Consider the following 22058-nt stretch of genomic DNA (forward strand, 5'->3'; position numbering starts at 1 on the left):
CCTTGATCCGAAGCCGAAGTTTTCTGGCTTCTGCCGCGCATTGTCGAGGGCGTAAAAGGGTGGCCAGAACCGCACGTTAAACTTTCCGGCCTATGGCTTTCCTCGACATGATGCAGGCTAGCGACACACCGCAAAGGCGGACACTCGCCCGGATCGGTACCTTCGTGGCCGAACGACGGGGGCTGGTCCGCGACTATCTCTCGGCGATCAGCGGCGCAGGCGGGCGGCTGGTGTTCTCGCTCGCATATTTCATCGCACTCGCCAACACGCTTTCGATCGCCGAATTCGGCATGTTCGCCACCGCCTCGGCGGCCGGCGTCATGCTGTCGCGGATCCTCGCCTTCGGCTTCATCTCGGCGCTCTATCGCACTGCCACGATCCGTCCCAACCTGATCGGCACCTTCACCGCCGGCTTCCTGCTGCTTGGCGCCTCGTCCTTGCCGTTGCTGGCGGCGGCCTCCTACGGCGTCTACCTGATCTTCTTCGCCAGCACCGTGCCGCTGGCCGTCTTTGCCGCAATCGTCTTTGCCGAATCGCTTTTGTGGCGGCCGGTCGAGGTGGTGCTGATCGTCAACAACGGGCTCGGCAAATTCGGCCGCGCCGCCGTGCTGTCGATCGTGACCACGGCGTTCCGCGCGCTCGGCGCGGTGCTGTTCATGCTGTCGGGGCAGCACAGCGTCTGGATCTGGTCGTTGTTCTACATCGGCGCCAACGCCGCCTCGCTGCTGCTCGCCTTCGGCTTCTACTATCCACGCCAGCGGCTCAGGCTGCGCACCGAGCTCTATCTCAGGCGGCTTGCCGATTCGATCTATGTCGCCGGCGCCGAAGTGCTGTTCTACCTGCAGTCGGAATTCGACAAGCTGCTCGTGCTGGCGATCGGCGGGCCGCATCTGGCCGGCATCTATGCCATCATCATGCGACTGGTCGACCTGACCGCAATCCCGATCCGCACCTTCTCGATGATGCTGGTCCAGCGGATGATGCGGGCGCCGGAACTGTTGGCACGGCTAAGGATCAAAAGCGGCATCGAAGCCGGCGTGTTCCTGGTGTCGACTTTGGCGCTGGCGGCACTCGGCATCGTGCTGCATTTCTTCCCCAATGCGCTGGGCCGGAACGTCGCCGAAGCAGCACCGCTAGTGGCATTGGCAATCGGCGTGCCGGGATTGCGCAACCTGGTCGAATACCAGGCCGAGCTTCTGTTCGCGCGCGGCCAGACCGCGATCCGGGCGCTCAATCTCGGCCTGCTGGCCGGGCTGAAGGCGATGCTGTTGACCTATGTGCTGACCACGATCGCCGACACGCCCACTCTGGTGCTGTCGCTCAATGTCGTCTTCCTGCTGCTCTATCTCGCCTCGGCGCTGCTGACCTATTCGGCGCTGCGCAAGCCGGCGAAAGCTATCTAATCCAGCCCGATCAGACGGCGGATGCGGCCGATATCGGTGCCGATGAAAGATTGCATGCCGATCGCCACCTGCCCCGGCGCCATGGTGGCGACGAAGCTTCGGAATTCGTCATCCGACAGCGCCTCGCCGGTCCAGTGCACGCGGCAGAATTCTTCCGAGCCGTGGAAATGGCCGGCGCCTTGCAGCACATCGTCGACATAGCGGCCATAGATCATGCATTCGGAGAATCGGCGCACGGAGCCGATGACCTCGATCCAGTTGCGGCCGTGGACCTTCTCGATCTCGGCGCACATCGCTATCACCGTCTGCCGACGCCAGGCGATCAGGGTCGAAATATAATCATGCGTCGAAACCGTGGATGGATCTATGCCAAGCGCCAAGGCCGCATTGCGCGACCAGATGCGATGCTCGTCGTGACCCTCGCTCGACAGCACGCCATCGCGCCGGAACAGCCGCACCTTGCCGTCGCGCCAGAAGGCGCTCAGATCGAACGGTTTGACGAACGCGACGTCGGAATCGCAGAAGACCAGCACGTCTTCCCCCGCATACGCAGCGATGGCGATGCGACGCAGCTGCTGCACATGCCAGCCGCGCAGCGGCTGGGTCTTGAAACTGAGCCAGATGCGGCGGCGAAACAGGCTCACCGGATCGTCGAAGACGCGCAGCCAGCGCGGCAGCAGATCGCGTTCGTCGACGACAGTGCGGCGGCTGCTTTCCAATTGGCGAAACAGCGCCACGTCGCGATGCTCAACCAGTATGTAGTGATGCGCCACGCCGGAGACATGACGATCAAGGGTTTCGCACAACAGGCGGCAGCGCTGGAAATCCGGCGCATAGCTGGCGGTCACCACCGCCGCTGCCGGCGTCTGCGGCAGGACATCCAGGTCGACGGCAGGGCTCGGCACAAAGCGGCTGTTCACCGCAGCTCTCCAACAGGCTTCGTCCGATGCGAGAATTTCTGCCTGACGACACGCCACAGGAACACCGGATTGCCGACGACGTAGCGGCGCCACAGCCGGCCCGGCTCGATGCACAGGCGAAACAGCCATTCGAGCCTCAGCTGGCGCATCCAGAGCGGCGCCCGCGGCACCGAGCCGGAGAGGAAATCAAGCAGCGCACCGACGGCAATCGGCAGCGTACAGTGGCGAGCATCGATATGGCGGGCAATCCACAATTCCTGGCGCGGCACACCCATGGCGACAAGCAGCACGTCAGGCCGCAACGCCTCGATGCGGTCGACGATTGCCTGCTCTTCGGCGGGCGAGAAATAGCCGTCATGGATGACGACGAATTTGTGCTGCACGGCCAGCGCAGCCAGCTTGACCGACGCCGCCTCGGCGTTGGTGCGGGTGGCGCCGAGCAGCCCGACGGTCAGCGGCCTTGCCGATGCCTGCAGAAAGGCCGGAATGAAATCGGTGCCGTTGAGATTGTCGGGGAATGGCGCGCCGTAGAGCAGCTTTGCCGCCAGATCGACGCCGACACCGTCGGGCAGGATGAGGAAGTCATCGAGCGCTTCGGCAAAGACCGGATCGGTATAGGCGATGTTGGCATTGTGAGCGTTGAGAAAACTGACCTTGGTGAAGCGCCGCTCGGCAATCAGCCTAGCCAGCAGCGCGATTGCGTCATCCCAGCGGATGGCGAGGACCGAAATGCCGAGGATCGTCTTCAGCGTCTCGAGCCCCAGGGCGGCGCGGGCGGTGTGCATGTTCATGCAAACACCTCCTGCCCGACCGGCCCGAGCCTTTCCAGGCCTAGCCTGATGGCGGCATCGAGCGCGTTCATTTGACTGCGATGGAAGGCGCTGCCGTCTACATCCCTGACATCAGCCGCCGCCGCTTCCAGCGCGCGGGCGAAGGCAGCCGGATCGTCTGACACCACGCAATTGGCCGGGCGATGGTCGATGCCGCGCAGCGAGCGGCTGGTGGCGACCGACGGCAGGCCAAGCTCGAAGGTTTCGATGGTCTTGAGCTGCACGCCGCTGCCGGCCGTGCTGATCAGCGGAATGACGGCGGCGCCACGCACGACAGCCTGCGCGTCGGGCACCCGGCCGACGAATTCGACACCGGGATGCGCAGAGCTGATATCCGACGGCATGTTGCCGGCGATCCTGATGCGAAAATCTCGACTGAGATGCGGCACGACCTGTTCCAGGAACCAGTCGAGGCCGATGCGGTTCGGCTGCCACGTCCAGGTGCCGATCAGCGCGGCGTCGCAATCGACGCGGCGCGGCTTTACCGGCTTCGGCGCCGTGGCAGTGGTCACCAGCGGCAGCACCGCCGAGCGCTCGTCGGAGGCAACGCCGAGTGCGGCGCGGTCCTCCTCGGCCAGCGTGAAGACGAAGCGGGCCTGGCGGCAGAGCCGCTCCTCCATAATCTTGAGAAGCCTCGCCTCGCGGGCAAACAGCAGGCGCTGGAAGCGGCTGTTTGCAGCCGCCGCATTCTCCCTCGCCGAAGCATGTTCGACATTGTGGGCGACGAAGATCGAGGGACGGTCGGCAAACAGTTTTTCAAAGGCGCCGGCGAACTGCACGGAATTCAGGACATAGCCGTCGAAAGGACCGGCGCGCTCGATGGCGGCGTCGACTTCGCTGTCGGAAACCGCGCGCAGTTTGACGGAAGCGAAGGTGAGCCCTGACAGCATCGCCTTGCCGAGCCAGGCGAGCTTCTGCCGCGCCGAGGCGCTTTCCGTGCGCACGTCGACGGCGCCGAGCACGATGGTGTTTACGGGGTCGCTGGGCGCCTTGCCCGGCCAGATGAAGCCGATGACGGTGACGCGCACGCCGGCGCGCCGCAAGGCGGCGATGATCGCAGCATTGGCGATCTCATAGCCCGAGGCGAGTGCGCCGTCGGGCACGATCGATGTGGCGAACAGCAGATGCATCTCACCTATCCAGGCGCCAGCCACTAGCAAAGCTGGGTGAACCCTTGATTAAGTCACACGACGCAACGGTTGAAAGGCGCGGATCGGCCGGCGCCGCTGCGAAAGTTGATTAACGAAACGTTATCATCGCAATGCTATCGAAAACCAGATTTAATACTTGCGGCTGGAAACGGATGATCCCTTTGCCATCGGATGGTTCGGTATCGATCGCGGGACGTTCTCCGGGGCTCACCGCTGAGACCATCGAAGCCGTCGTCACGCTGCCGACATTCAAGCGGCCAGGGCTGCTCCTGGAAACGCTGGCGTCGCTGAAGGCGCAAAAGACCGCGAGGCGTTTCGCCGTCATCGTCATCGAGAACGAAGCCGAGGCTCGTGAGGGCGCCAAGGCGGCGCTGCCGCTGTTTGCGCGCGGCGATATGACGGGAATGGTCATCATCGCGCATGAGCGCGGCAATTGCAGCGCCTACAATGCCGGCTGGCAGACGGCGATCCTGCATTTTCCCGGCTTCCGCCACCTGCTTGTCATCGACGACGATGAGATCGCCGAGGCCGACTGGCTGGAGTGGATGTGCAAGGCGTCTGAGACGCTTGGCGCCGACATTGTCGGCGGGCCGCAAGTGCCGGTGTTTGCCGATCCGGCTCACGCGAAATGGGCCGAGCACCCCGTGTTTGCGCCGCCCTATCGCGAGACCGGGCGCGTCGCCGCACTCTATTCCTCGGGCAATCTTCTGGTCGGGCGCAACGTGCTGACCGCCATGGGGCCGCCCTTCCTCGACCTCCGCTTCAACTTTATGGGCGGCGGCGATTCCGACTTCCTCAGCCGTTCCGCGCAGAAAGGTTTCGTGCTTGGCTGGTGCGCCGAGGCCAAGGTGCGCGAAGGCGTTCCGGCCAGGCGCATCGAGGCCGACTGGATCCGTGCCCGCAGCTTGCGCAACGGGGTGATCTCGACCTTGGTCGAGAAGAAGAAGCGCGCCGGCACACCGTTGGCCGGCGTCAAGGTGTTTGCTAAAAGTCTGGCGCTGCTTGCCGCTTCGCCGCTGCGTGGTGCGGTCAAGCTGGCGCGGACAGGTTCCCTGTCGACGGCGCTTTATCCCGTCTATGTCGCGCTCGGCCGCGTGCTTGCCGAATTCGGATACGCCAATGAGCAATACAGGCAGCCTGAGAAGAACTGACGAGCTGCTGCCGGGCGGCATCGTCACCCGCGACGGCGTGGCGACGGCGATTGCCGCGCTGTTGTTTGCCGTCATCATCGTGTCGTTCCGGCCGTTTCAGCCGGCGGGTGCTGAACTGACCGGCGATGGCGGCGACATCGTCAACCAGGTCGGCTTCAGTTCACTCGGCGCCATTTCGATCGTCTCACTGCTGACGTTCGCCGACCCCAAGGTGCTGCGCTCGCTGCTCAGCCCGTCCTGGATCCTGATGCTCGGCTTTTTCATGCTTTCGGTCATCAACGCGACCGACCCGTCCTCGGCGATGCGCGCGGCCTTCTTCACACTGCTCGGCATTTTGACGATAGCGACGATCCTGGTGTTGCCTCGCGACGCCGACAGTTTTTCGAAAGTCATTATCTTCACCGCCATCGTCGTCATCGGCCTGTCCTATATCGGCCTCATCGCCTTTCCGCATGAGGCGCTGCACACGGCCGACTCGCAGGAGCCTGAACATGCCGGCCTGTGGCGCGGCGTCTTCGCCCACAAGAACATCGCCGGGCCGATCATGGCCTGCTTCAGCTTTGCCGGCCTCTATCTCTTTCGGCGCGGGCAGCGGTTCTGGGGCGTGGCGATCTTCGGCGCGGCGATGGTCTTCATGCTGCACACCGGTTCCAAGACCACGGCAGGGCTGGTGCCGTTCTCGATCCTGATCGTGGTGCTGCCGGGGCTGATCGGCATGCGGTTCGGCACGCCGATCCTGTTTGCGCTGGCGATTATTGCCACGGCGGTCGGCACGCTGGGCATCGTCTTCATCCCGCCGGTCAAGGAGCTGGCGGCGATCTATTTCCCTGACCTCACCTATACAGGCCGCACCACGCTGTGGGAGTTCTCGGGCGAGATGCTGGCGAAAAAGCCGTGGACCGGCTACGGCTATGAGAGCTTCTGGGGAACACCGCTGCTGCTCAGCCAGGACCAGCCTTTCGACCGGCCCTGGGACATCCGGACAATCGTGCACGGCCATGACGGCTATCTCGACATTGCAGTGCTGATGGGCATCCCGGCGCTCTGCGTTGCCGTCTACACCTTCCTGATCGCACCGCTGCGCGATTACATGCGGATCCCGCCGCGCAAGGAGAACATCTATCTCGGTGACTTCTTCATGATGGTGGTGCTGTTCACGGCGCTGAACGCTTTCCTCGAAAGCTTCTTCTTCCATCGCGGCGACCCGGTCTGGCTGTTCTTCGTGCTCGGCGTGCTTGGCCTGCGGCAAGTGTCGCTGCGGCCGATCGCAGTGCGCCGACGCTCCTGATCCCCTCGGCCTGATCTCCTCGGTCTGATCGGGCTGGCCTGATCCGTGCACCCCTGAGGGGCTTTCCCGCCCGGCTGCGAGCGTCTAAGGAGAACCTTCTCGGAGGGCTCTCAATGACGATCAGGCTTGTACTCGCCGGCTGCGGCAATATGGGGTACGCCATGCTTGCCGGCTGGCTGAAATCCGGCAAGCTTGCGCCGCAAGCCGTGTTCGTGGTCGAGCCCAATGCGGACCTGCGCAAACGCGCCGAGCACCTCGGTTGCAGTGCCGCCGCGGACGCGAACGGCATCCCCGCCGGCGCTGAGCCCGACCTCGTCGTCATCGCCGTGAAGCCGCAAGTCATCCGCGACGTCACCGCTGCCTACAAGCGTTTCGCCGATGGCAGGACCACCTTCGTCAGCATCGCTGCAGGTACGCCGGTCGCTACGTTCGAGCATATCCTCGGCCATCTCGCACCCATCATCCGCTGCATGCCGAACACGCCGGCGGCGATCGGCAAGGGCATGATGGTGGTTTATTCCAATCCACTGGTTACCGATGATGTCAGGCGTTTCGTTGCCGAGCTGCTGTCGGCGAGCGGTGTGGTGACGACGATCGACAACGAGAACCTGATGGATGCGGTGACGGCCGTTTCGGGGTCCGGTCCGGCCTACATCTTCCATTTCATCGAAGCGCTGACGGTTGCCGCCGAAAAGGCCGGGCTGCCGACCGAGACCGCCAGGCTGCTGGCCATGCAGACCGTCTATGGCGCCGCCGCGCTCGCCGCCGAAAGCGGCGAGGAGCCCGGCGTGCTGCGCCAGCAGGTCACCAGCCCCAACGGCACGACTGCCGCGGCACTTGCCGTGTTGATGGGTGAGGAGCGACTGACAAAACTGCTGACCGAAGCGGTGGAAGCCGCGCGGTTACGGTCGATTGAACTCGGGAAGTAGACTTCAGCCGCCGTACAGCATCTCGTCCTGCAACTTGCGCAGGGCGAACAGCTTGGTCGTCCGGTCAGGCGTGGCATTGTCGGCGGTCAGCAGCTCGCCTTTCCTGACCGGCTTCAGCACCTTGCCGCCTTCGAGCAGGCCGACCGGTACGGCGCGACTGCCGCGCGCATCTTCTACGGTCATGGTCCAGGACCGGTAACAGGTTTCGCCGATGGCATCGAAGGTCTCGCCGGCGGCGAGATCGCGCTTGGCGACCGCGCAGACTTCGGCGACGGGCTTCGGCAGCGGCACCATGTCGGGCCGGCCGTAGAGCATGATGCGGGCCGCGGTCAGCGGCACTTCCAGCGACGTCAGATGATAGGGCCTAAAGAAGCTGTAATAGGGACCGTGACCGATATGCAGATCGTCCATGCGCTCGACGATGCGTGGATGCGTCGCCTCGACGATGACGAAGACGCCGGGCGCCACGCCCTTGCCGATCGTGTAGTCGACCACGCCCTTCTTTGACAGGATACCGCCATCGACGCCCGGTATCAGTACCTTGGCCAACTGGTCACGGTCGGCCTTCGGGCCGTGCATGCCGGGCACATCGGGCACCAGGCCGGTGGCGTTGGCGATGGCGCACATCTCGACCATGGTTTTCGAACCGTCGACGAACTCGACCAGCATGCGTGGGTTCATGTTGCGGCGGATCGCTTCCTCGCGATAGTCGTCCGGCGCCGCGTCGTGGTTGAGCGGGTTGTTCTTGCCCTTGCCGGCGGAGACGATGGTGTAGCCGAGCGCCGAAGCGAACTCGATCAGCTCCATGCAGCTCGACGGTTCGTCGCCGGCGCCGACCGAATAAACGACGCCGAGCCGATCCGCCTGCTGCTTGAGATAACAGCCAATGGTGACGTCGGCCTCGACATTCATCATCACCAGGTGCTTGCCGTGTTCCATCGCCTTCAGGTCGAAATCGGCGGCGACTCCGGGTTTTCCGGTGGCGTCGATGACAACGTCGATGAGCGGATTGGTGACCAGCATCTCGTTCGAGGTGATGGCGATTTTTCCGGCCTCGATCGCTGCGGTGACCTTCGACGCGGCGTCGGCCTCGACCGCCATGGCCTCATCGCCATAGGCGATGCGGATAGCGTCGCGGGCTGTATGCGGACGGCGGGTGGAAATCGCCGAGACCGAGATGCCTGGCATCAGCATGCCTTGCGTGACCAGGTCGGTGCCCATCTCGCCGGAGCCGATGACGCCGATGCGCACCGGGCGGCCTTCGGCGGCGCGCCTGGCGAGATCGCGGGCCAGTCCGGTCAGGGCGACATTGGTCATGCAGAAATCCGTGGTTATTGATTTGCAGGCGGGAATAGCAGGGAACGGCCCTGCTTTGCCAACGAAACCGGAGGACAGCGGCAATTTCTCCGACAATAAGGTCTGCCGAGCGTGCTCCCCTCGTCGCAGACGCCGGATGAGCAGGTACCGCGTCAAACCACTCTGACGTAGCTGGTCATGCCGGTTTTCTGGTGCTCGATGATGTGGCAGTGCAGCAGCCAGTCGCCCGGATTGTCGGCGACGAAGCCGAGTTGCACCTTCTCATTGGGCTGGATGAGATAGGTGTCGGAGATGACAGGCTGAACCTGGCGCGTCGAGGACGACAGCACCTTGAAGCTCATGCCATGCAGATGGATCGGATGCGATTGCGGCGTCAGATTTTCCATATCGACGACATAGCTTTTGCCGAGTTTCAGTTCGGCCAAGGGTGCTGTCGGATCCGGCGTATCGCCCGGCCAAGGCACCTTGTTGATCGCCCAGAAGGAGTAGCCAAGCGTGCCGCATATGCTGTCGCTCGGCACATTTTCTGCCGTGGCACTGAGCGACAAGGCAATGTGCTGAGCGCTACCTAGATCGACCTCCGCAATCGGATTGACCTCCAGCGGTGCCAGGTCGCGCACATCACGTTTGAGAGAACTTCCTGTCGCCCGCAAGGTGGCCAGGGTTTTCGGCTTGGTGCCCCTGACATCGCCCAGGCTGACGATCGCGCCCTCCTGGTCGGGCATGCGGATGGCGAGTTCCATGCGCTGCCCCGGTCCAAGCAGCAAGGCATCGGGCGCAAAACGCTGCGGCACCGGATTGCCGTCGAGCGCGATGACCGCCGATACCGCGCCCTCGACCCGAAAGGCGTAGATGCGGGTGACATCGGTGATCGCGACCCGCAGCCGAACCAGCCCGCCGGCCGGCGCGTCGAATTGCGGCTGGTCGAGCCAGTTGGCGGTGCGCACCGTGCCATAGGTGCCGGTCTTTGCGGCATCGCGCGGCCGAAACTGCTGGATGAACTGAGCGTCGTCGCCGAGACGCCAGTCACGCAGATTGACCACCGCTTCGGCGTCGAATGCCGGATCGCCGGGGTTTTCGACCACGATCACGCCGGTCAGGCCATGGCCCATCTGCTCCAGCGTGTTGCAATGCGGGTGATACCAGAAAGTGCCGGCGTCGGGCGGGGTGAAGGCGTAGTCGAAATGATCGCCGGCATAGACGTAAGGCTGAACCAGGAAGGGGACGCCGTCCATCTTGTTTGGGACGCGGATGCCGTGCCAGTGGATCGTCGTCGGATCGTCGATGCCGTTGACAAGGCGTGCCGCGAAAGGTTCGCCCTTTTTCATCCGCAGCACCAGCGGCATTCCAGCTTCGCCATACGTCAGCACATCGCGGGTCTGGTCGACATCCATGAGCTTAGCCTGGATCTTTGCCGTCTTGAGCACCACAGGTTCCGGGCTGGCCGCGGCCCAGCCGCCGAGCCTGGCCATGGCTGCGAGCCCAACGCCGCTCGCCCCGGCAGCCGCGGCCGTTTTCAAAAGCCCGCGGCGGGTGAGTACGGTCATAAGGCGCTCCGACTGAAACACTGCGCATGACCTAGACTGGGACGGCGACCGGCGCAAATGCGGATATTGGCATATCGCATCTCGGTCATACCATGGCGAGCGATGACATTTGCTTGCGCACCATTGTGAACGCCGGCGTGGCCACCCCCTTCATCCGCACCCGATGCGCGGCTCGGGTCTCAATGCAATTCGGCCACCAACGCCTGCGCTTCGGCGAGGTTCTTTTCGGAGCCGGCGGCGAGATCAGCCATCTTCTGCTCGCGGAAGATGACGAGCGCGTCCTGACAGGCGGAGATGGCTTCCTCGGCAAGCGCCTTGTCCTTGCGGGCGGCGCCGAGATCGACCAGCACGTCGCACAGACTGTCCTGCGTGAAGGCGACAGCCGGCACAGCCTTGATCTTCTTTTGCACCACGATCGCCTCGCGCAGGATCATCGAGCGATGAGACGTCGGCATCGATGGGGACCAGATAACTCTCGCCGCCGGCTTCGATGCCGTGGCCCGAATAATAGATGATGGCGACATCGGCGCCCTCGGCGTCATCGACGAAGCCTTCGAGATCGCGCCGCAATTTCCGCGCGTCGCGATTGGTGGCGACATCGGTCTCGAAGCCGAGCTTGTCGAGCATCTCCTCGATGGCGCGGGCGTCGTTGTCCGGATTGGGCAGTTTGCCGACATGTTCATAGTCGGACTGGCCGATGACGAGCGCCACGCCTTCAGAGCCTTCGGCTCTTCAGCCAGCGCAGGGAGAAGTGTGCACAGGCACAGCAGCAGTGCCGCGGTTATCGCCGCGCACGTGCGCCCCATCGCACCTGCTGTTCGCCCAAAAAACATCCTCTAGCCCCAAACCCGGCGATATCTTCCTAAGGCGAGATGGCATCATGATGGCCGGCCCGTGGCAAGTCCTTGGGCGGGCTGTGTTCTTGTCGTGGGTAATGCGCACGGCGCTGGCTGGCTTTCGGCTTACGACCCGGTACTGTTCAGCATGGCCGGCGGATACTGCAATTCCGGCCCGGCGGTTCTTCAGGGAGGTTTGCGATGACGACGGATTACACCCCGAAATTCGACCTTGCCGGCAAGGTGGTGCTGGTCACCGGCGCCTCGCGTGGCATCGGCCGCGCCTGCGCATTGGCCTGCGCCGGCTCGGGCGCCGACATGATCGTGGGCCTCCGCAGCAAGGCCGACGGGGCGGAACTCACTGCCGAGATCGAGCGTATCGGCCGGCGAGCGCTGGCGGTGGAAATGGACCTGACCGATCTCGCCACGGTGCGAAAGGCTGTTGCCGAGGCGCATGCCGCTTTCGGCCGCATCGATGTCCTGGTCAACAATGTCGGGCTCGGGCCGGAAAACCTGGCCGAGAATGTCACCGAGGACGATTTCGACTTGACTGTGAACGTCAACCTCAAGGGCACGTTCTTCACCACCCAGGCGGTGGCCAAGCTGATGATTGCGCAGAAAGGCGGGCGCATCATCAACATCAGCTCGCAGGCCGGCACGGTGACGCTGAAGGGCGAAGCCATCTACTGCATGAGCAAGGCGGCGATAAACCATCTGACCCGCTGCCTGGCCGCGGAATGGGCGCAGCACGGCATCGCCGTCAACAGCGTGGCGCCGACCTTCATCTGGACTGACGGCACGCGGCCCTCGCTGGCCGAGCCGGATTTCCACGCCCATGTGCTGGGCCACATCCCGCTCGGGCGCATCGGCGACCCGATCGACGTCGCCGGAACCGTGGTGTTCCTGGCCTCGCCGGCGGCATCGCTGATCACGGGCGCCAACATTCTGGTCGATGGCGGCTGGTCGATAGCGTAGAGCGCCCGACGTCAAAAGCGCCGCCGGCGCGCCGGCCGAATGGATGGCGCCATTGGGGACGGCGACCAGACCCACAGCTGAGAAGCGGCCTTCGCGCCGGTTCTATCTGTTCGGCATCGTCGAACGCAGAAGCGTCTGCATATGCACCGGAAGGTCAAGTTCGCCGCGTGCCTCTATCTCCAGGAGATATCGAGCCTTGGCCAGGCGATCGCCTTCTTCAACCGCGGGATAGGCGCAGATGGCCAGCAACGCGTTCTCCTCATCCCGGCTCGCTCTTTCACGGTCGGAGCGGTTAGCGCGCACGTCGCGAACGACCTTGCCGAACGCGACGTAAGCTGCTTGGTGGGTATCGATCAGCTCTTGCGGGTGATTGGACGACTGCTGGCTTTGTGGCGATGGCGTTGCGACGGCGGCTCTCGCCACAATGGTCGACGTGACAACGGCGCCACCGGATTGAAACAGCAAGGCGCGGCGATTGATCCTGGACGTGACACTATCTCCTCTTCACGCAATGGCAGGCGCAATGTGGTGCGGCGAGCACCATCGGCACCGTAACACGACGGTCTGCGCGTTTTTGTCAGGATGATGAAATGGCCACGCGGCGCTGAGGCCGTTGGGCTGCTCGCCTCGGGTTGCATGACCTCCGGCGCCACGCGCCAGAGGTCGGAAAAGCGGGAGGTCGGATAATGATCGTCACCTCCGCCGGCCGCGGCGCGGTGTTCCTACTTGATCACGATCGTCGCGTTCGGGATCTTGACGCCGTTGCTGCCCGGGAAGGACGCGCCAAGAAACGCCTTCATGTCATCGATGATGGCGATGACGCGCTGGCGGCTGTCGACAAAGTTGATGTCGTCGGTGGCGGTTGCAAGCTTGGTCGCCGGGTTGATGCAGCCGATCGAAGACAGGAAGCCTCGGCCCGGATGCATGAGGATCCCGACCCGTTTGCCGGTCGGCAGCAACAAAAGGCCGGGGCGCTTGAGCGCCGCCGGGTTGACGTTCGACGTGTAGCCGATCGTCACATATTTGGCGCCGGCCTGGGTGAACACATTATAGATGCCGGCCTCGACACAGCGATTGTTACCTGCAGTGCTGTTGTCGCCTGGACCTTTCGTTTCGGCAGTCACTCCGGAAAGACCGGCGACTTTGACACCGTCATGAAAGACTTCATATTTGCCCACTGTTCTGCGCTTCACGCCTCTGGTCTGCTCACCAGTACGCGTAATCCTCAATTCCCAATTCTTGGCCATTTCACCCTCCCCGCCCTGTTAAAAATCGTTGCTCAAGACATCAATAAATTCGAGCGCGTCGGCAATGATGTGTTGCCGATTGCGATTGCTACACAGAAATGTTGCTTTCGGACTGTGAGTTTGTTCACTCCAGAGCAAGAACTTTTGGCCGCACACCGGCTGGAGCGAAGACATGGCGGCCGGGAGTGACTTTGCGATCGTTGAATACCGGGCCACGAATTCGGATGCGGCACGTCCTGCATGCCGCCGTGCAGGGCTGGGGTCTGTTGTCAGACGGCCTTTATGAAACGAAGCCACCCGGCAGTCTTGTGGCCTGATAGACGTCACGGTCGAATGGCTTTGCCCGACGCTGTCCGGGCCTTTAGTGTTATCCCGCACGAAGCGAAGCGCTGTATGTCACGGGTATGATGTGGATCGCATCCATTTGACCGAAGGTGCGGCCGGCGCCGACGCCAGGCCGTGGAACAGCATCGCCGACAGCCTTGCCGGCGACTGGACGGTCCGCCGTACGATCATCGATTCCGTTGCCGGTGCGACATACAATTTCACCGGCAACGCTGCCGTCACTGCCGATGCATTCACCGAGCGCGGCGTCATGCAAATCGGCGCTCATGCGATGCCGGCGAGCAGGGCCTACCGGCTCGAGCGGCGCGACCATTCGATCCGGATTCTTCGTGCCGACGGCAGCGAATTCATCCTGCTCGAGTCGAAGGCAGTGCAAAGCGTCCAGCATCATTGCGGCGCCGATGTCTATGCCGGGCGCTTCTTGTTTCGCGGCCCGGACGAATGGGCCGAGGCGTGGCGGGTCAAAGGCCCGCGCAAGAATTATGCTAGCTTCAGCCGGTTCCATCGCCTTGATGCCGGGGATGTTGGGCGCGCGAAACCTCTTCCAGGTAATTGATAAAGACCCGGACTTTCGCGGGCAGGAATTTCCGGCTGAGATAAATCGCCGCGAGGCTGAAGCCGGTCATGCTCCATCCTTCCAAGATTGGTACCAGTCGGCCGGTGGCAATATCATCATCGACAATGAATGACAGGCCCAGCACGATGGCGAGGCCTTGAGCGGCAAGCTCGCGCAGGACATCGCCGTTGTTGGCGCGAACGATTGGATTGATGCGCACCGATGTTGCTTGGCCTTGCCGGTCGACCAGATTCCAGCTCTCACCTGTCGATAGAAACCCCGGCTCTGCCGGGGTTTCGCTTAATGGAAAACAGACGGGCCTGCCGCCGTTCGGCTCAGCGGTCGGCTTCAATCGTCTGCGCAAGGCAGCACAGCGGCGGTCAGACCATCTTTGCCATTATCTTGGCCATATCCGCCGCGTCGAACGCTCTCAATGTCTGAGTCCTGATGTTGCCTAGCGATGCGATCGATAAGGCTAGTGCGGTCGCAGCAATGTCGTCGTCGGCTTCGGCAATCGCCACAACATCATGTTGACCAAGCGTCCACAACAGGGTGTGAACCTTGATGCCGTTCTTGTTGGCCATCGCCTTGAAGGCCTCAGCACGTTTCTGAGTATCCTTTATGCTCTTGATACCTTGATCTGTGAAATTCGACAGCAATACGTAATAAGCCATTTGTTCCTCCCATGGTGGGAGCGGGCGGGCACTCACGGCGCGTCCGCCGTCTCCCGGAACTACGATATCACGAGTCAGGTGCGCGAACCACTTGAGGCAAGCAAGGCCATGCCTTGCAAATCAAGGGCTTCAATGATTTCACGGCGATAGGCTGGTGCTGCGAGAGAGGATTGAACTCTCGACCTCTCCCTTACCAAGGGAGTGCTCTACCACTGAGCTACCGCAGCCGCTGATGGCGGGGCTTCTGCCATATCGAACCGTCAAGCGCAAGGCATCTGTGAAAGGCTTTGCCAGACAAGTTTCGCTGACACGGCGGCGCCACAATGCTAGCTATCCCTTCTTAGCCATCTTAGCCATGCCCTGAACGGCAAGCCTGCCAGGCGCGGGTGGGACGGGACGATGAACGACAAGACAATTCCACCGAAAAAGGCCGATCCGGCAAAAAAGGGCGGCACGGACCGCAAGGACCGGCTGGCAGAGCAGTTGCGCGCCAATCTCATGAAGCGCAAGTCGCAGGCGCGTTCGCGGCGCACCGGCGACGCTGACAAGCAGCGCACCGGCGACGCTGACAGGCAGCGTACCGGCGATGCCGACAAGCAGCCGGAAGGGCTGCTGGCTGCTGAAAAAATGCACAAAGACTGACCGATATCGGCCACACTGGGCCGCCACCTTTGGCCAAAGGGGCAGGAAATCCTATTTCTTGAACCAAGCCGGCCAATGGTCTAGACGGGCCGATACTCAAACTGACGAAAACCGGCCTTTCGGGCCGAGGGGACATTCTCTCATGGATCGCATCAGAATTGTCGGCGGCAACAAGCTCGCCGGAAGCATTCCGATTTCGGGCGCGAAAAACGCAGCCCTGCCGCTGATGATCGCGTCGCTGCTCACCGACGACACGCTGACACTGGAAAACGTGCCGCATCTGGCCGATGTCGAGCAGCTGATCCGCATCCTCGGCAACCACGGCGTCGACTATTCGGTCAACGGCCGCCGCGAAAAGCAGAATGAGGGCTATTCGCGCACCATCAATTTCTCGGCCCGCAACATCGTCGACACGACCGCGCCTTACGAGCTGGTGTCGAAGATGCGGGCATCGTTCTGGGTGATCGGCCCGCTGCTGGCCCGCATGGGCGAGGCCAAAGTGTCACTTCCCGGCGGTTGCGCCATCGGCACGCGCCCGGTCGATCTGTTCCTCGAAGGCCTGCAGGCGCTGGGCGCCGACATCGATGTCGACACCGGCTATGTCCTGGCCAAGACCAGGAACGGCCGCCTTGTCGGCAACCGCTATGTCTTCCCGAAAGTCTCCGTCGGCGCCACCCATGTCCTGATGATGGCGGCGGCGCTCGCCAAGGGCGAGACGGTGCTGGAAAACGCCGCCTGCGAGCCCGAGATCGTCAACCTCGCTGAATGCCTCAACGCCATGGGCGCCAAGATCTCCGGCGCTGGCACGCCGACGATCACCATCGATGGCGTCGAATCGCTGTCGGGCGCGCGCGTGCGCGTCATCCCCGACCGCATCGAGACCGGCACCTATGCCATGGCGGTTGCCATGACCGGCGGCGATGTGGTGCTGGAAGGCGCCCGCCCCGAACTGCTGCAGACCGCGCTGGACGTGATTGCCCAGACTGGCACCGAGATCACGCCGACCAATTCGGGCGTCCGCGTCAGGCGCAACGGCGCCGGCATTGCGCCGGTCGACGTGACGACAGCGCCCTTCCCGGCCTTCCCGACCGATCTGCAGGCGCAGTTCATGGGCCTGATGACAATGGCCAAGGGCAAGTCGCGCATCACCGAGACCATTTTCGAAAACCGCTTCATGCACGTCCAGGAACTGGCCCGTCTCGGCGCCCACATCACGCTTTCCGGCCAGACGGCGATCGTCGACGGCGTCGCCAAGCTGAAGGGCGCGCCGGTGATGGCGACCGATTTGCGCGCCTCGGTGTCGCTGGTCATCGCCGGCCTCGCGGCCGAAGGCGAGACGACGGTCAACCGCGTCTACCATCTCGACCGCGGTTTTGAGCGGCTGGAAGAAAAGCTGTCCAACTGCGGCGCGGTGATCGAGCGGATTTCGGCGTAACGACCACAGGGCAGGCGGTTCAGACAAAACAGGGTCTTCCTGTTTGGAATGACCGAAGCTCATGCTGCCGTCATTCCCAATCGGTACCCCAAAACCCGAGGCGCTGGCCTCGGGTTGAGTTTGTGTCGCGGTTGCACGGACCGGAAAGACCGCCTAACAGAGGCTGAAACCAACTTTCAGGTGTGCATTCGGCATGGCGGCCCTCAAACTCATTGCGCTCGACGATCAGGACCTGAGCATTGTCTCGGCCCATGTCCAGGACGCCGTGATGAAGGTTTCGGACCTCGAATACCTGCCGTCGGCCAAGCGTTTCCTGCTGACCATGAACCGCTTCGTCTGGGAGGCGAAATCCGGCCTGTTCAGCCAGCACAATGAGCGGCGCCAGGCGGTTCTGCATTTCGACCGCGTGCTCGGCGCCAAGACCAGCGGCATTGCCCGCGACCGCCCGGCCGAGGTGCTGTCGCTGCTGGCAATCAGCTTTGTCGAGATCAGCAAGCCGGCCGGCATTGTCGAGCTGATCTTTTCCGGCGCCGGCGCCATCATGCTTGATGTCGAGTGTATCGAGGCGCGGCTTGCCGACATAGGCGGCGCCTGGGAAGCCACCTCGCGTCCGGTGCACAGGGGCTAAAGCGCAGCCGATGGCCATCACGCTCCGCCAGTCCGACGCCGGTTTCGAGCAGCGCTTCTCGGCCTTCCTGACCACCAAGCGGGAGGTGTCGGAGGACGTCGACACTGCGGTGCGCGGCATTATCGCGCGGGTGCGTGCCGAGGGCGACGCGGCGCTGATCGACTATACCTTGAAGTTCGACAAGGCCGATTTGAGCCAGCTCGGCATCGCCGTCTCCAAGGACGACATCGCACAGGCCTACAAAGCGGCCGATCTGGAGACCGTCGAGGCGCTGAAATTCGCTCATGACCGCATCCGATCCCATCACGAACGGCAAATGCCCAAGGACGATCGCTATACCGATGCCGCCGGCGTCGAGCTGGGTTCGCGCTGGACGGCGATCGAGGCGGTCGGGCTCTATGTGCCCGGCGGCACGGCAAGCTATCCAAGCTCGGTACTGATGAATGCGGTGCCGGCTAAGGTGGCCGGCGTTGAGCGCATCGTCATCGTCGTGCCGGCGCCGGGCGGCGTCATCAATCCGCTGGTACTGGTGGCGGCCGACATGGCTGGCGTGTCGGAAATCTACCGCGTCGGCGGCGCCCAGGCGATTGCCGCCCTTGCCTATGGCACCGAGACGATCCGGCCGGTCGCCAAGATCGTCGGGCCTGGCAATGCCTATGTTGCCGCCGCCAAGCGCCAGGTGTTCGGCACCGTCGGCATCGACATGATCGCAGGCCCGTCGGAAGTGCTGGTGGTGGCCGATGGCGCCAACGATCCCGACTGGATCGCTGCCGATTTGCTCGCCCAAGCCGAGCACGACGTGTCGGCGCAGTCGATCCTGATCACCGACGATGCCGCCTTCGGCAAAGCCGTTGAACAGGCGGTCGAGCGCCAGTTGCAGAGCCTGCCCCGCGCTGAAACGGCGGCCGCCAGCTGGCGCGATTTCGGTGCGGTGATCCTGGTGGAGACCATCGAGGCGTCCCTGCCGCTGGTCGACCGTATCGCCGCCGAACATGTCGAGCTTGCCATCGACGATGCCGAGCGTTTCCTGGCCAGGATGCGCAATGCCGGTGCGGTGTTTCTTGGACGCCATACGCCCGAAGTCATCGGCGACTATGTCGGCGGCTCCAACCACGTGCTGCCGACGGCTCGCTCGGCGCGCTTCTCGTCGGGACTGTCGGTGCTCGATTTCGTCAAGCGCACCTCGATCCTGAAGCTCGGGCCGGAGCAGCTCAGGGCACTTGCGCCGGCGGCGATCGCGCTGGCCAAGGCGGAAGGGCTCGACGCGCATGGCCGCTCCGTCGCCATTCGGCTGAACATGTAGGCGGCCATGGCGGACGGCGATCAAACCCGCGCAAGACTGATCGATGTCGAGCTCGACGAGTCGATCGGCCGTTCGACGCCCGATGTCGAACATGAGCGCGCGGTGGCGATCTTCGACCTGATCGAGGAAAACAGCTTTCAGCCGGTCAATGATGACGGCGCCGGGCCTTACCGCTTGAAGCTGTCGCTGGCCGAATCCCGGCTGGTGTTTGCAGTCGCCCGCGAGGACGGTGCTGCCGTCGTCACCCACATTCTTTCGCTGACGCCGCTCAGGCGCATCGTCAAGGACTACTATTTGATCTGCGAAAGCTACTACGATGCCATCCGCTCGTCGACGCCGAGCCATATCGAGGCGATCGACATGGGCCGGCGCGGCCTGCACAATGAGGGCTCGCAGACGCTGATGGACCGGCTTGCCGGCAAGATCGACATCGACTTCGACACGGCGCGGCGGCTGTTCACGCTGGTCTGCGTGCTGCACTGGCGGGGTTAGATCAGGATGACGTTTCGTTGAATCGCCATCCTGATCTGACTCTTTGTTGGAGCATGATCTCTGGACAAAACGGTTCCCGTTTTGTCCGAGAAAACCGGTTTCCACCTTTCGGGATCATGCTCTAGTGCTGGCCGCGGCGCCCCGCTCTATCCTGTTTTTGTGCGGGATGAACGCCGTGCGCTCGCCGATGGCCGAGCAGTTGGCGCGGCGCATGCTGCCACCGGCCACTTTTGTCGCGTCGGCCGGCGTGCACCGGGGCGAGCGCGACCCGTTTGTCGATGCGGTGCTCGCCGAAGAGGGGCTGATGCTGGGCGAGCGTCAACCACGCTCAATGGACGATCTCGAGGACGACTATTTCGACCTGATCGTCACGCTGGCGCCGGAAGCCCATCACGCCGCGCTCGAACTCACCCGCTCGCTTGCCGTCGATGTCGAATATTGGCCGATGCCCGACCCGACCGATGCCGGCGGCAGGCGAGAGCAGATCATGGCCGCCTATCGCGACGTGCGCGAACGGCTGAAAGCGCGGATAAGCCGACGATTTTTGCTTCCAGAAGCAAAAAACGCGACGGATTAATGCATGTCGCTCAAAAGGGGTCCCGGTTTTGAGACAACGACATGCATAAAACAAAAGCTTGGGTCGCGTCGCTTATGACGCGATCTAAGCGTGTTCACAAGCGGACGATTATCATATAGGTTCCGCCGAAATTCCAGCCTGGGCGCTCCAGGACGCCGGAACTGCAATCCAAGCAAAGGTATCGAATGCCGAAGGAAGAAGTCCTCGAGTTTCCGGGTATCGTGACGGAATTGTTGCCCAACGCGATGTTCAGGGTGAAGCTCGAAAACGAACACGAGATCATCGCCCATACGGCCGGCCGCATGCGCAAGAACCGCATCCGCGTGCTGACCGGCGACAAGGTCCTGGTCGAGATGACGCCCTATGACCTGACCAAGGGCCGCATCACCTACCGTTTCAAGTAACAGCCTGCCGGAAAACCCTGGATCCGGATGATTTCAGGTCTGTCGGCCTGAAATCTGAATCCGGCTCCAAATCAAAGAGTGGAGCATGATGTCGTCCGAAAACCGCTTCACACTTTTCGGCATCATGCTCCGATGAGCAGTTTGCAGAAGCTGGTGCTTGCCTCGGGTTCACCGCGCCGGATCGAGCTGTTGCAGCAGGCCGGCATCGAGCCGGACCGCGTGCTGCCGGCCGATGTCGACGAAACGCCGCTGCGCGCCGAACATCCGCGCTCGCTGGCCAAACGGTTGTCGAAGGAAAAGGCCGAGAAGGCGCTGGCCTCGCTGAAAAGCGAGGAAGACTATGCGCCAGGCTTCGTGCTGTCTGCCGATACGGTGGTCGCCGTCGGCCGCCGCATCCTGCCCAAGGCCGAGACGCTGGATGACGCCGCCAATTGCCTTGGACTGCTTTCGGGCCGTTCGCACCGGGTCTATTCCGGCATCTGCCTGATTACGCCGGGCGGCAAACTGCGCCAAAGGCTGGTCGAGAGCCGGGTTCGCTTCAAGCGGCTGCCGCGCGAGGAGATCGCTGCCTATGTCGCGTCGGGCGAATGGCGCGGCAAGGCTGGCGGCTACGCCGTGCAGGGCCTGGCCGGCTCCTTCGTCGTCAAGCTGGTCGGCTCCTACACCAACATTGTCGGCCTGCCGCTCTACGAGACGGTGGCGCTGCTTTCCGGTGAAGGCTTCAAGGTCCACACCAACTGGCACACCGCGCGGCCATGAGCCTGGACGACAAAGTCACGCCGCTGCGCCCGAAGCGCCCCTGCCCCGAATGCGGCAAGCCATCGGCGCGCGAGACCTATCCGTTCTGCTCGACGCGCTGCAAGGACATCGACCTCAACCGCTGGCTGAAGGGCGCCTACGTCATCACCGCGCGCGATGACGAGGACGAGAGCGACGAGCCGAAGTAGGGTTTGGGCGGCAGCGTTGCGGCAAACCCCTTCGCCCGTTAACGGGGTGAGGCGTGGTCCGCGCAGCGGACAAAAAAGCCAATTGCTTGGCTTTTCGAACGACGAACGCCCGAAGCGACGGCGAAGGGCACGTGTCGGCAGGCGGATGATGGGCGGCGTCGACCTTCGCAATTGTTGCTTTGCCAGCATCGGTATTTGTCTGCGACAATTGCCCTGGAAAATCGGCGCTTAGGCGCTGGACAGGCCGGATTCCCGTGCTATAACCCACGCGCTTTCAAGGGGCGCCAGCGGGCGCTTTCCTGAAATCCGGTCAGCGATATCTCGTTTGCCGGCGAGGCCCAGATAGCTCAGTTGGTAGAGCAGCGGACTGAAAATCCGCGTGTCGGTGGTTCGAATCCGCCTCTGGGCACCATTTCGCCTTCCCAAGGCTTCTCATAGCATCCCACTAGTCGATGTAAATC

Annotated in this window: 25 protein-coding genes, 2 tRNA genes and 1 pseudogene; 16 read left to right on the forward strand and 12 right to left on the reverse strand. The window is 63.0% G+C overall.

Annotated features, from left to right (window positions below; genetic code table 11):
- The first annotated feature begins 107 nt into the window (after nt 1–107).
- On the forward strand, nt 108–1403 hold the full coding sequence (locus tag ACWGTO_RS28430) for a lipopolysaccharide biosynthesis protein (protein ID WP_454578107.1): 1296 nt from the start codon (nt 108–110) through the stop codon (nt 1401–1403).
- On the opposite strand, the gene ACWGTO_RS28435 is transcribed toward ACWGTO_RS28430, so the two are convergent.
- From ACWGTO_RS28435 to ACWGTO_RS28445, 3 genes are read right to left on the reverse strand one after another with little or no spacing between them, the layout of a single operon-like run.
- Nucleotides 1400–2323, reverse strand: a complete 924-nt coding sequence (locus tag ACWGTO_RS28435; RefSeq protein WP_454578108.1) for a DUF6492 family protein — start codon at nt 2321–2323, stop codon at nt 1400–1402. The genes ACWGTO_RS28430 and ACWGTO_RS28435 overlap by 4 nt on opposite strands.
- The gene (locus ACWGTO_RS28440; protein ID WP_454578109.1) at nt 2320–3114 is read right to left on the reverse strand and encodes a WecB/TagA/CpsF family glycosyltransferase; all 795 of its coding nucleotides are present in this window, start codon (nt 3112–3114) and stop codon (nt 2320–2322) included. The genes ACWGTO_RS28435 and ACWGTO_RS28440 overlap by 4 nt, the downstream gene beginning before the upstream one ends.
- On the reverse strand, nt 3111–4283 hold the full coding sequence (locus ACWGTO_RS28445) for a glycosyltransferase family 4 protein (RefSeq protein ID WP_454578110.1): 1173 nt from the start codon (nt 4281–4283) through the stop codon (nt 3111–3113). Before ACWGTO_RS28445 ends, ACWGTO_RS28440 begins: the two co-directional genes overlap by 4 nt.
- Before the next feature lie 173 nt (nt 4284–4456).
- Here ACWGTO_RS28445 and ACWGTO_RS28450 point away from each other — a divergent pair, with 173 nt between their 5' ends.
- From ACWGTO_RS28450 to proC, 3 genes are all read left to right on the forward strand, one after another.
- A complete protein-coding gene (locus ACWGTO_RS28450; RefSeq protein WP_454578111.1) occupies nt 4457–5455 on the forward strand; it encodes a glycosyltransferase family 2 protein in 999 nt (332 codons plus the stop codon).
- Nucleotides 5424–6743 (forward strand): O-antigen ligase family protein, encoded by a 1320-nt coding sequence (locus ACWGTO_RS28455; RefSeq protein ID WP_454578112.1) that lies wholly within the window; start codon nt 5424–5426, stop codon nt 6741–6743. Before ACWGTO_RS28450 ends, ACWGTO_RS28455 begins: the two co-directional genes overlap by 32 nt.
- A gap of 113 nt (nt 6744–6856) precedes the next feature.
- Nucleotides 6857–7672 carry a pyrroline-5-carboxylate reductase gene (gene proC, locus ACWGTO_RS28460; protein WP_454578113.1) on the forward strand — a complete coding sequence of 272 codons (816 nt, stop codon included), beginning with the start codon at nt 6857–6859 and terminating at the stop codon, nt 7670–7672.
- 3 nt (nt 7673–7675) lie between these two features.
- Here proC and ACWGTO_RS28465 read toward each other — a convergent pair whose 3' ends face one another.
- The 4 genes and pseudogenes from ACWGTO_RS28465 to ACWGTO_RS28480 all read right to left on the reverse strand — a co-directional run.
- On the reverse strand, nt 7676–8989 hold the full coding sequence (locus ACWGTO_RS28465) for an NAD(P)H-dependent oxidoreductase (protein WP_454578114.1): 1314 nt from the start codon (nt 8987–8989) through the stop codon (nt 7676–7678).
- A gap of 152 nt (nt 8990–9141) precedes the next feature.
- Complete coding sequence (locus ACWGTO_RS28470; protein ID WP_454578115.1) at nt 9142–10536, reverse strand: multicopper oxidase family protein; 1395 nt, start codon at nt 10534–10536, stop codon at nt 9142–9144.
- Between the two features lie 179 nt (nt 10537–10715).
- Nucleotides 10716–10991 carry a hypothetical protein gene (locus tag ACWGTO_RS28475; RefSeq protein WP_454578140.1) on the reverse strand — a complete coding sequence of 92 codons (276 nt, stop codon included), beginning with the start codon at nt 10989–10991 and terminating at the stop codon, nt 10716–10718.
- 43 nt (nt 10992–11034) lie between these two features.
- A pseudogene (locus tag ACWGTO_RS28480) lies at nt 11035–11247 on the reverse strand (caspase family protein); the annotation flags it as partial.
- Nucleotides 11248–11573: 326 nt separating this feature from the next.
- Here ACWGTO_RS28480 and ACWGTO_RS28485 point away from each other — a divergent pair.
- On the forward strand, nt 11574–12347 hold the full coding sequence (locus ACWGTO_RS28485) for an SDR family NAD(P)-dependent oxidoreductase (RefSeq protein WP_454578116.1): 774 nt from the start codon (nt 11574–11576) through the stop codon (nt 12345–12347).
- Between the two features lie 102 nt (nt 12348–12449).
- Here ACWGTO_RS28485 and ACWGTO_RS28490 read toward each other — a convergent pair whose 3' ends face one another.
- Both ACWGTO_RS28490 and ACWGTO_RS28495 read right to left on the reverse strand, forming a co-directional pair.
- Nucleotides 12450–12812 carry a hypothetical protein gene (locus ACWGTO_RS28490; RefSeq protein ID WP_454578117.1) on the reverse strand — a complete coding sequence of 121 codons (363 nt, stop codon included), beginning with the start codon at nt 12810–12812 and terminating at the stop codon, nt 12450–12452.
- Between the two features lie 257 nt (nt 12813–13069).
- Nucleotides 13070–13594 (reverse strand): hypothetical protein, encoded by a 525-nt coding sequence (locus ACWGTO_RS28495; RefSeq protein ID WP_454578118.1) that lies wholly within the window; start codon nt 13592–13594, stop codon nt 13070–13072.
- Between the two features lie 424 nt (nt 13595–14018).
- On the opposite strand from ACWGTO_RS28495, the gene ACWGTO_RS28500 reads away from it, so the two are divergent.
- Complete coding sequence (locus tag ACWGTO_RS28500) at nt 14019–14495, forward strand: DUF6314 family protein (RefSeq protein ID WP_454578119.1); 477 nt, start codon at nt 14019–14021, stop codon at nt 14493–14495.
- Here the strand turns inward: ACWGTO_RS28500 and ACWGTO_RS28505 are convergent.
- The 3 genes from ACWGTO_RS28505 to ACWGTO_RS28515 form a co-directional block, all read right to left on the reverse strand.
- Nucleotides 14431–14847, reverse strand: coding sequence for a LysR substrate-binding domain-containing protein (locus ACWGTO_RS28505; protein WP_454578120.1), 417 nt, complete (start codon nt 14845–14847; stop codon nt 14431–14433). The two genes, ACWGTO_RS28500 and ACWGTO_RS28505, sit on opposite strands and share 65 nt — an antisense overlap.
- A 28-nt stretch (nt 14848–14875) precedes the next feature.
- Nucleotides 14876–15169: a GYD domain-containing protein gene (locus ACWGTO_RS28510; RefSeq protein WP_454578121.1), complete on the reverse strand. Its 294-nt coding sequence runs from the start codon at nt 15167–15169 to the stop codon at nt 14876–14878.
- Nucleotides 15170–15321: 152 nt separating this feature from the next.
- A tRNA-Thr gene (locus tag ACWGTO_RS28515) sits at nt 15322–15396 on the reverse strand.
- Nucleotides 15397–15568: 172 nt separating this feature from the next.
- Between ACWGTO_RS28515 and ACWGTO_RS28520 the strand changes: the two genes are divergently transcribed.
- The 10 genes from ACWGTO_RS28520 (at nt 15569) to ACWGTO_RS28565 (ending at nt 22009) form a co-directional block, all read left to right on the forward strand.
- On the forward strand, nt 15569–15811 hold the full coding sequence (locus ACWGTO_RS28520; protein WP_454578122.1) for a hypothetical protein: 243 nt from the start codon (nt 15569–15571) through the stop codon (nt 15809–15811).
- 142 nt (nt 15812–15953) lie between these two features.
- Nucleotides 15954–17246, forward strand: a complete 1293-nt coding sequence (gene murA, locus ACWGTO_RS28525) for a UDP-N-acetylglucosamine 1-carboxyvinyltransferase (RefSeq protein WP_454578123.1) — start codon at nt 15954–15956, stop codon at nt 17244–17246.
- A 193-nt stretch (nt 17247–17439) separates the two neighbouring features.
- Entirely contained in the window at nt 17440–17874 is a 435-nt protein-coding gene (locus ACWGTO_RS28530) for a DUF2948 family protein (protein WP_454578124.1), read from the forward strand.
- Nucleotides 17875–17884: 10 nt separating this feature from the next.
- Nucleotides 17885–19177: a histidinol dehydrogenase gene (gene hisD, locus ACWGTO_RS28535; RefSeq protein ID WP_454578125.1), complete on the forward strand. Its 1293-nt coding sequence runs from the start codon at nt 17885–17887 to the stop codon at nt 19175–19177.
- 6 nt (nt 19178–19183) lie between these two features.
- Nucleotides 19184–19669, forward strand: a complete 486-nt coding sequence (locus tag ACWGTO_RS28540; RefSeq protein ID WP_454578126.1) for a UPF0262 family protein — start codon at nt 19184–19186, stop codon at nt 19667–19669.
- Between the two features lie 124 nt (nt 19670–19793).
- Nucleotides 19794–20246 carry an arsenate-mycothiol transferase ArsC gene (locus tag ACWGTO_RS28545; RefSeq protein WP_454578127.1) on the forward strand — a complete coding sequence of 151 codons (453 nt, stop codon included), beginning with the start codon at nt 19794–19796 and terminating at the stop codon, nt 20244–20246.
- 185 nt (nt 20247–20431) lie between these two features.
- Complete coding sequence (gene infA, locus ACWGTO_RS28550; protein WP_006329283.1) at nt 20432–20650, forward strand: translation initiation factor IF-1; 219 nt, start codon at nt 20432–20434, stop codon at nt 20648–20650.
- A 132-nt stretch (nt 20651–20782) separates the two neighbouring features.
- On the forward strand, nt 20783–21409 hold the full coding sequence (locus ACWGTO_RS28555; RefSeq protein ID WP_454578128.1) for a Maf-like protein: 627 nt from the start codon (nt 20783–20785) through the stop codon (nt 21407–21409).
- On the forward strand, nt 21406–21597 hold the full coding sequence (gene yacG / locus ACWGTO_RS28560; RefSeq protein ID WP_142869784.1) for a DNA gyrase inhibitor YacG: 192 nt from the start codon (nt 21406–21408) through the stop codon (nt 21595–21597). The genes ACWGTO_RS28555 and yacG overlap by 4 nt, the downstream gene beginning before the upstream one ends.
- Before the next feature lie 336 nt (nt 21598–21933).
- Nucleotides 21934–22009: transfer RNA gene (locus tag ACWGTO_RS28565), tRNA-Phe, on the forward strand.
- Nucleotides 22010–22058: the final 49 nt, after the last annotated feature.

This window comes from Mesorhizobium sp. PL10 (assembly GCF_053714315.1).